This window comes from Frankia nepalensis, assembly GCF_016786325.1.
Classification (GTDB): Bacteria; Actinomycetota; Actinomycetes; order Frankiales; family Frankiaceae; genus Pseudofrankia; species Pseudofrankia nepalensis.
Map to the genome: position 1 here is coordinate 1 of NZ_JADWYU010000066.1, position 8,538 is coordinate 8,538.

An 8,538-nucleotide genomic window follows, 5' to 3' on the forward strand; every position below is an offset into this window, starting at 1 on the left:
AACGCGGGCCCGCCGCGCCGGGGCGAGGGACGGGCACGGTCGGCCAGACTTGGCGGCGGGAGACGCGGGCAGTCGGGTTCCGCCCGGTCGACTACGCGGTGACCGCGGCGTCGCGCGCGGGCGACGCCGGCTCGGGGACCGCGGCCGGCCGGGTTTCGGGGGCTGGCCCGTGGGCGGCGGGGCCGTCGCCGCCGGTCGCGGTCGCGCCGCGGGCGCCGACGACGAGGAACACCGCGACGGCCGTGGCGGCGAGCAGCGCCGCGCCGACGAGGCTCGCGACGTTGAAGCCGTGCACGGTCGCCGCGTGGACCAGGCTCTCGCCGCCGCCGGGACTGGCCTGGTGGGAGCCCAGGTAGTCGGCGGTGGCGGTGCCGGCGACGGTGCCGAGCAGCGCCAGGCCCAGGGAGGCGCCGATCTGCTGCGAGGTCATCACCGCGCCGCCGGCGACCCCGGCGTCGCGGCCGGCGCCGAGGGTGGCGATGCTGTTCGCCGGCATCATGACCCAGCCCATGCCGAAGCCGAGCACGACGAGCACCGGCAGCACTCCGGTCCAGTAGGAGCTGTCGGGGCGCAGCAGGCCGATGAGGCCCATCGCGACGGCGCCGCTGACGAGCCCGGTGACGAGCAGGGAACGGACCGGCGCCCGCACGATCAGCCGGCCGACGATGCGCGCGCCGATGACCAGTCCCACGGTCAGCGGGAGGAACGCGACCCCGGTGCGGGCCGGTGAGTAGCCGAGCACCTCCTGCAGGTAGTAGGTCAGGAAGAACATCGCGCCGAAGACGGCGATGCCGAGGCTGAGCGTCGCCAGGTACGAACCCCCGCGACCGCGGTGCGCGACGACGCGAAGCGGCAGCAGCGGGCTGGCGGTCCGGGCCTCGACCAGCACGAACACCGCGAGCAGCGCGACGCCGGCGGCCAGCGAGACGATCGTCGTGGCCGCGCCCCAGCCGTGGGTCTCGGCCCGGGAGAACCCGAAGACCAGCGCCATCAGCCCGATGGTCGCCAGCAGCGCGCCCGCCACGTCGATCCGCTCGCCGGGTGGCGTGCCGGTGGCCGGCGTGGTCCGCGGGGCGCGGGCAGGCACCGCGACGACGGTGACCAGGATGGCCGCGATCGCGAGCGGGATGGCGATGAACATGCTGTAGCGCCAGTTCAGGTAGCCGGTGAGCACGCCGCCCAGGATCAGTCCGATCCCGGAGCTCGATCCCATGACCGTGCCGAAGATCGCGAATGCGCGGGCGCGTTCCGTCGGAAGTGTGAACGTGGTGCCCAGCAGCGCGAGCGCCGCCGGGGTGAACAGGGCGCCGAAGACGCCCTGTAGGCCGCGGGCGGCCAACAGCGTGCCGGTGTTGACGGCGGCGCCGCCGAGCGCGGACGCGACGGCGAACCCGGCCAGGCCGACGAGCAGGGCGCGGCGGCGGCCAAGGAGCTCACCGACCCGACCGCCGAGCAGCAGGAAGCCGCCGTAGCCGAGCGCGAACATGGTCAGCACCCACTGGCGGCTCGGGTCGGACATGTCCAGCGACCGCTGCGCCGACGGCAGGGCGATGTTCATGATCGTGAAGTCGGCGGCGATCGTCAGCTGACCGAGCGCCGCGGCGGCCAGGGCCCACCAGCGCCGCGAGTCCCCGGCGTTCTCACCGCCAGCCCGGCCCGTGTCGGTGGCGTGGCCCTCGCCGGTGGCGGGGGCGGCCCGGCCGGTGGGGCCTGGGGCGGGGCTGGCGGACCCCGCCGGTGACCTGTCTGTGCTCATCGCGCTCCACCCTCGATCGGCGTCGTCCCGCCGCGGTGGCGGGACGACGCCCCGGAGGCCGCGGGTCGCCGGGAACCGTCCCCGGCCGCGGCGCCTTCATTGGAACTCCCAACGTTGGCAGGCCCAACGGTAACAAGTTTCGTGGGTGGCACCAACAAAATTGTTAGACTCGGGGACGTGAGGGGGCAGGACGAGGACGGACGTCCCACGGGTCACGGCGGTCCCGCGAACCGGGACGGTCTCGCGGGTCGCGCCGCGGCCGCGGCCGGTGAGCCCGGCCTGCCCGCGCGGGACGAGCCCACGGGAAGCGCGGAGACGTTCGCCGCCGCCTGGCCGGCCCGGATGCGGCAGGTCGCCGGCTGGCTGCTCAACAAGACGTCGGTGCACGGGCACCGGCTGACGGCCGAGGCCTTCACCGCCGTCGGCGCGCGCAAGTACCACTACCCGCTGCTCGCGTCGCTCGCCGAGTTCGGCCCGTCCAGCCAGGCGAGCCTGGGCCGCCGCCTGGGGTTCGACCGCAGCGACGTCGCGGCCATGGTCAACGAACTCACCCAGGCCGGCTACGTCGAGCGGGCGCAGGACCCCGCCGACCGGCGCCGCAACATCATCGCGATCACGGCGGCGGGGGTCGAGCGGCTCGACCAGTTCGACGCGCTGGTCGCCGCCGTGCAGGACAGGCTGCTCGCGCCGCTCACCCCCGCCGAGCGCGCCGAGTTCGTCCGCCTGCTCACCCGCGTCCTCGACCACCACGCCGCGAACCCCGCCGCCTGCGCCAACTGACCCACCGCCGGCGGCCGCGGGGCCGCCATGGCGCGGCGTTGCCGTCCTGACCACCCGGGCCTTCCCGTCCACGCCCGGGTACCGGCCGTGTTCCCACGCGGCAGGGGTGTCGCGCAGGCAGGCTGACCAGGCAACTCAGCGGCGCCAACTCCACCGTGCCGCGCCCATGCGTGACGCGGCCGCCATCGAACGTGCACGGCGCCGCAACGCCAGCGAGGCGGCAACCGTCCTTTTCCTGTCGGCGGCCTCAATCGGCTCCCGGCCGGCCGGTGGCCGGCCGGGTCTCCGTTCGGCCGACGGCGTCCTGTTCCGCGTGACGGGCGAGCGATGAGGGGCGAGTCGTCCGGACCAAATCTCCGGAATACCGGCACCTGATGACGAAGAGCAGTAGCCTGAGCGTCAGCGACGACGTGACTGGTTGGCTACGGGGGGTCCAAGCCACAGCGCGGCCCTCTTCTCTTTGGCACCCTCAGTTAGCGACCCTTGAGGCATGCGGTACGACGTGCACCGCAGAGTCAACCGTTGCGAGTCGAACGACGCACTGAACGTAACCACTGAGGAGGTTTTGTGCGCCACGAGAATGACCCCGGCGACGACAGTGCACCCGACCATCCGGACGATTCGCCGAAACCCAATCGGCGAACGGCCGTCCTCGGCGCCGCCGCGCTGGGCGCGGCCGCCCTGGCACCGTCAACCCTTCAGATCTCCACCGCCGGCGCCGCCACGACCGCCGGCGCGAACGGTGGTGGCGGCGGCCGCATCGACGTGCACTCGCACGCCAATCCGCCCAGGTCACGGCAGTGGCTGATCGACCACGGGCTCCTTCCCCCGACGGGAGGGCCGCCCTGGTCCCAGTGGGACCTGGACAGCACCCTGGCGATGATGGACGAGACGGGTGTCGCGGCCTCGGTGCTGTCCGGTGTCGTCCCGTCGGAGTTCCTGGGCGGCCTGACCCCGGCGCTGATCCGGGAGATGACCCAGATCGGGAACGAGGCGATGGCCGAGGTCGTCCAGGCCCGTCCGAAACGCTTCGGCTTTTTCGCCTACCTGCCGCTGGGCCACATCGACATCTCGCTCGAGGCGATGGCATACGCGCTGGACACGCTGAAGGCGGACGGCGTCGCGCTGAGCAGCCACGCCGCGGGCCTCTCCCTCGGAGACCCGTTCTTCGACCCGGTCTTCGCCGAACTGAACCGGCGCAAGGCGGTCGCCGTCACCCACCCGTTCAACCTGGCCGGCTGCGGGGGAGCGCCCGTCCCCGAATTCCTCGTCGACTTTCTCACCGACACCACCCGGGCCGCGGTCAAGATGGTGCTCCAGGGCACTCTCACCCGGTTTCCCGACGTCAAGCTGGTCCTCCCCCACGGCGGCGGCTTCTTCCCCTACATGGCCGGCCGGCTCCAGCTCGGCTCGTACCTGGGTGCCGGGGTCGACGCGGCCACCGCCGCGCGCAGCGTCAAGCGGTTCTACTACGACACCGCCATGCCCGTGTCGCCGTACGCGACCCCGTCGCTGCTCGCCGCCGCCGGCGCGGACCGGATCCTCTACGGGTCGGACTGGCCGGCGGCGACCGCCGACGGCGCCAGGCTCAACGCACGGGCGCTCGACGCCGACCCGGCGCTGAGCGCGACCAACCGCCGCCGCGTCAACCGCGAGAACGCGCTGCGGCTCCTCCCCGCGCTGGCGCGCCGCATGGGCGCCTGACGCCGGGACCCGACCCCGCGCGTCGTCCGCCGTCACGCTCGCACCGGGAGCGGGTGGGGCCCACGCCTCGCCGGCAGCCTCCGGGGGTGGCGCGCGGGCACGCGGCCCATCTCATGAGGTGACCACCGCCCGGTCTGCTCCAGGTCCCCCAGCCTGGACTGACCGGGCTTCCCGTCGTGTGGACCCGACCGTCCGCATCGAAGACCTGTTGGCGACCGGCCCCGTTCCGCCGTCGCCGAGCAGGGGTCCCCGTAGTTCTGTGGAAATTTCGGGCGGATATGCGTGACCTGCGGTGATTCTGATGCCCCTGTCGAACTCCCCGGAGCGCGCGGTGCCGCCCTCGGGTGCGCGGCGGGTGGACAGGTACACCGGCCCGGTGCGGCGGCGGCCGAGGAGCTGGCCGAGCATCCGGGCAGCGGATGTCGTAGAGCAGGTCGTCTTCCTTGCCGCCCTTGCGGATCGTGCGGGCACGGCCGGGCAAACACGCCACCGGACAACGACGCGAAGCTGTGGGGTACTACGGGAACCCGACCTCGACATCGAGGGTGTGCCCGACCCGGAGCACGTCCCCTGGATCGACCGACCCATCCGGCCCGACGAACGGCCCGGTGTCAGCGGCTTCACCGATCAGAAATCCTCCGCCACGTCGTCAGCTCTGGTAGCCCTCGCACCGGTGGAAGGATTGATGACCATGACCGACGCCAGACCGCTGGGCACCGACGAGGCCACGTTCATCGCGGCGGCCCGCTCAGGCGACACGGCGCGGTTCGCGCTCCTCACGGAGCGCTACCGGCGTGAGCTGCAGGTGCACTGCTACCGGATGCTCGCGAACTACGAGGACGCCCAGGACATGACGCAGGAGACGTTCCTGCGGGCGTGGAACAAGCGGGAGTCGTTCAGGGGCCACGCCGCGCTGCGGACCTGGCTGTACCGGATCGCGACGAACGCCTGCCTCGACTTCCTGGAGAAGCGCGACGACCGCACACCCGTACCGTCCGAGCTGCCGGACCCCGGCTCCGAGGTGCTGTACCTGCAGCCGTACCCAGACCGGATGCTCCCCGAGGACCCGCAGGAATCGGTGGTGGCGCGGGAGACGATCGAGCTGGCGTTCATCGTCGCCGTCCAGCACCTGCCGCCGCGGCAGCGGGCGGTGTTCATCCTGCGCGACGTCCTCGGCTGGCCGGCGTCGAAGGCCGCCGACGCCCTCGAGCTGACCGTCGCATCGGTGACCAGCGCACTGCAGCGGGCGCGCGTGACGATGCGCGAGCAGCTGCCCGACCGCCGCCTCGACTGGCGCAGACCCGCCACCCACGAGCTGTCGGATGACGAGCGCGGCGTGGTGAGGTCGTATATCGACGCCCATGAGCGCAACGACCTCGACAGGCTGATGTCCCTGCTGCGCGACGACCTGCGCTTCGCGATGGTGCCCCAGCCGGGCACCTTGGTCATGACGGCCAAGGACGCGGTGGACGGCTGGGTCTCCGGTGGGCTCTTCCAGCGCGGCCACGACGACTGGCGCTGTATCACCACGACGGTCAACCGCATGCCCGCCGCCGCGCTGTACCTCCGCACCCACGACGACCCGGAGTACCGGTTGTTCACCATCGCGGTCCTGCGCATCGTCGACGGGAAGATCACCGAGCTCACCGGATTCGACGCCACCGACAAACCATGGCTGGGCCTGCCCCCGACACTGTGATCAGACAGGTCCCCGTCGTCGACGAGTCCAGCGCACGGGCCGCCGTCACCGACGTCACCGCGGAATGATCACCCGACCAGCTGAACACCGACGACGCGGACACCACCGCCCCGCCGGCGTTGCCGGCGGGGCATCTTCATGCCCCGAAGAACATCGTCACGATCAACGACGCCGTCGTCCTCATCTCCAGCGAGTCGGTCAACAGCTCACTCGGAACGCAGGGAAGGCGCCGGGGGAAGGTTCCCTCATAGCCGAGGGTCACGGTGAGCGCGCCAGGAAGGATTTCGACCTGGCCTCACGAGCCGAGCACGTGGCCCGTGCTCATCGCCTCGTCTCGTATCGGGTCAGCACCACGCTGCCGGGAAACGTCCGCGTCTCCACCAGGTTCAGGTTCACCCAGCTGTCCAGCGCCGTGAAGAACGGCGTGCCGCCTCCCGTCAGGACCGGGTGGGTGACCAGGGCGTACTCGTCGATCAGCCCGGCCCGCATGGCAGCCCCGGCGAGCGTCGCACCGCCGATGCTCATCGGGGCGCCGTCCTCGGCCTTGAGCCGGGTGATCTCGGCGACCGCGTCGCCGGTGACCAGGCGGGTGTTCCAGTCGACCTTGTCGATCGTCGAGGAGAACACCACCTTCGGCGTGTCCCGCCAGTTCCGCGCGAACTCGATCTCCGCCGGGGTGGCGTTGGGCTGCTGGTCGCCGGTCGGCCAGTAGGAGCTCATCGTCTCCCACAGCTTGCGCCCGTACAGCGACAGGCCGTTGGCCAGCTCCTGGTCGAGCCACCACTGGAACAGCTCGGCGCTCGGCGGCCCGCCCCAGCCGATGTCGTCGCCGGTCGCGGCGATGTAGCCGTCCAGGGTCACGTTCATGCCGAAGATCAGTTTCCGCATCGTGCCAGCCTCCCCTGAGTCGATCTCAGACGTACAGACGGGCGCGGCGCGGAAACCTAACCGGTGCGCGATCTGCGTCCGCGGGTAGTCCCCCGGGTTCCGGACTCAGCACGGCGTACTCGGCTGGACTCGAGCACCACCCACCGGATCTCGATCTCACCCTGTATGGGCAGCGGCGCACCCATGGCCAGCTCTCCCCGACCGCTGCTGCCGTCGGATGGGAAGGCCTCCACGGCCACCTGCAACAACGGTAGGCGGCGCCGGCCGGGCCACCGCTCATCGAGGACAGGCCCCGGCCCACCTCGATGAGCGGTGGCCAGCAGACGCACGACCGCCCCGTTCAGCCCGCCGCCTGGCGGAGCTGGGCGAGCTGGGCGGCGAGGTCGTCGGCGTGGCGTTCGGCCCGTTCCGCGCGGGCGCGGGCGTCGGCGCGGGCCTCGGCGAGCACGGCCGCCCGCTCGTCGGCCGCCGTCCGGTCGGCCGCCCGGGCCGCGGTGGCCTCGGCCCGCAGCCGGCCGGCCTCGGCCTCGGCGGCGGCCCGGACCCGGGCCAGCTCGTCGCCGGTCTCGCGGCGCAGCCGCTCGGCCTGCTCGGTGGCCGTGGCCTGTGCCCGCTCCAGCGCGGCCGCGGCCGTGGCCCGGTCGGCGGCGGACGCCTCCCGCAGCGCCGCCAGTTCGGCGCGCAGGTCGGTCAGCGCCGCCGTGGCGCTCTCCGCGTCGCGACGTGCGGACGCCGCCTCCGCGCGGGCCGCCGCGAGCTGTCCGCGCACCGTCGCCGTCTCCCGCTCGGCCGTCGCCCGGATCGTGGCGAGCCGGGCCGCCGCGTCGGACCGGGCCGCCTCCGCCCGTTCGTCGGCCTCCCGGCGGGCCGTGGCGATCTCGTCGCGGGCCGCGGCGCGGGCCGCCTCGACCTGCCGGTGGGCGTCGTCACGGGCCGCCGCGATCTCCGCCTCGGCGGCGGCGCGGACCTGGGCCGCCTCGGCGGCGGCCCGCCGGCCGGTGTCGGCTGCGGCGGCCTGGGCCGCCGCGGCCGAGGCCTGCGCGACGGCGAGTCTCGCCTCGAGGTCGTCGGCGGCGGCGACCGCGTCGGCGGCCAGGGCGTCGGCCTCCGCCCGGGCCCGTTCGGCGTCCCGGGCCGTGGCCGCGGCGCGCACCGCCCGGGCGGTCGCCTCGGCGACCCTGCGTGCCGAGTCCGCCTCGGCGGCCTCCACCTGCGCCTCGGCCGCGCTGACGTCTCCCAGCCGACCGAGGGCGGCGGTGAACGCCTCCAGCGTCCGGCCCAGGTCCGCCGTGAGCCCTTCGACATGGGCGGCAAGCTCGTCGGCCCGCAGCCGCGCCAACGCGACGGGGCGCGCCCCCTGGGCCGCGCCCGCCGTGGCCGGGCTCCCGGCCACGGCGGCCCGCCCGTCGCCGGCGCGCCGCCGGGCGCCCTCGGCTCCCGGTCCCCGCGGGTCACCGGCGGCGAGCTCGCGGCGACGCCGGTAGGCCGACAGCCGGGTGTGCGCCGGGTCGTCGCAGTACGCGGGCGGCCGGCCGGGCCCGTCCGCGGGGGCGCACGGCCGCCCGCACCCCGGGTATCCGCACTCGGCCCCCGCCGGCCGCGCCGCCCCCACCCTCGCCTTGCCCGCCCCCCCGGGCCGGCCGGCGGGGACCCGGGGACTCGAAGGCGCCGAGCTCGTGTAGCAGCGCCATGCCGTCGGTGACCTGGCGCG

The 8,538-nt window shown here is 74.0% G+C and carries 6 protein-coding genes; 3 read left to right on the forward strand and 3 right to left on the reverse strand.

Annotated features, from left to right (window positions below; genetic code table 11):
- Window positions 1–91 precede the first annotated feature (91 nt).
- Window positions 92–1,756, reverse strand: a complete 1,665-nt coding sequence (locus I6A81_RS02910; RefSeq protein WP_203010084.1) for an MFS transporter — start codon at window positions 1,754–1,756, stop codon at window positions 92–94.
- 177 nt (window positions 1,757–1,933) lie between these two features.
- Between I6A81_RS02910 and I6A81_RS02915 the strand changes: the two genes are divergently transcribed.
- The 3 genes from I6A81_RS02915 (at window position 1,934) to I6A81_RS02925 (ending at window position 5,939) form a co-directional block, all read left to right on the forward strand.
- Complete coding sequence (locus tag I6A81_RS02915; RefSeq protein ID WP_307874428.1) at window positions 1,934–2,536, forward strand: MarR family winged helix-turn-helix transcriptional regulator; 603 nt, start codon at window positions 1,934–1,936, stop codon at window positions 2,534–2,536.
- Between the two features lie 567 nt (window positions 2,537–3,103).
- Window positions 3,104–4,240 carry an amidohydrolase family protein gene (locus tag I6A81_RS02920; RefSeq protein WP_203007536.1) on the forward strand — a complete coding sequence of 379 codons (1,137 nt, stop codon included), beginning with the start codon at window positions 3,104–3,106 and terminating at the stop codon, window positions 4,238–4,240.
- A 691-nt stretch (window positions 4,241–4,931) separates the two neighbouring features.
- Window positions 4,932–5,939 carry an RNA polymerase subunit sigma-70 gene (locus I6A81_RS02925; RefSeq protein WP_203007537.1) on the forward strand — a complete coding sequence of 336 codons (1,008 nt, stop codon included), beginning with the start codon at window positions 4,932–4,934 and terminating at the stop codon, window positions 5,937–5,939.
- A gap of 321 nt (window positions 5,940–6,260) precedes the next feature.
- Here I6A81_RS02925 and I6A81_RS02930 read toward each other — a convergent pair whose 3' ends face one another.
- Together I6A81_RS02930 and I6A81_RS02935 are read right to left on the reverse strand one after the other, a co-directional pair.
- The gene (locus I6A81_RS02930; RefSeq protein ID WP_203007538.1) at window positions 6,261–6,827 is read right to left on the reverse strand and encodes a dihydrofolate reductase family protein; all 567 of its coding nucleotides are present in this window, start codon (window positions 6,825–6,827) and stop codon (window positions 6,261–6,263) included.
- A 340-nt stretch (window positions 6,828–7,167) separates the two neighbouring features.
- The coding region (locus tag I6A81_RS02935) for a hypothetical protein (RefSeq protein ID WP_238441444.1) at window positions 7,168–8,538 on the reverse strand (1,371 nt) is incomplete at its 5' end.

What these genes read in the sequence shown, in the direction of transcription:
- I6A81_RS02910 (WP_203010084.1), bottom strand. Translation starts at nt 1,756, where the DNA reads ATGAGCACAGACAGGTCACCGGCGGGGTCCGCCAGCCCCGCCCCAGGC.
- I6A81_RS02925 (WP_203007537.1), top strand. Translation starts at nt 4,932, where the DNA reads ATGACCGACGCCAGACCGCTGGGCACCGACGAGGCCACGTTCATCGCG.
- I6A81_RS02930 (WP_203007538.1), bottom strand. Translation starts at nt 6,827, where the DNA reads ATGCGGAAACTGATCTTCGGCATGAACGTGACCCTGGACGGCTACATC.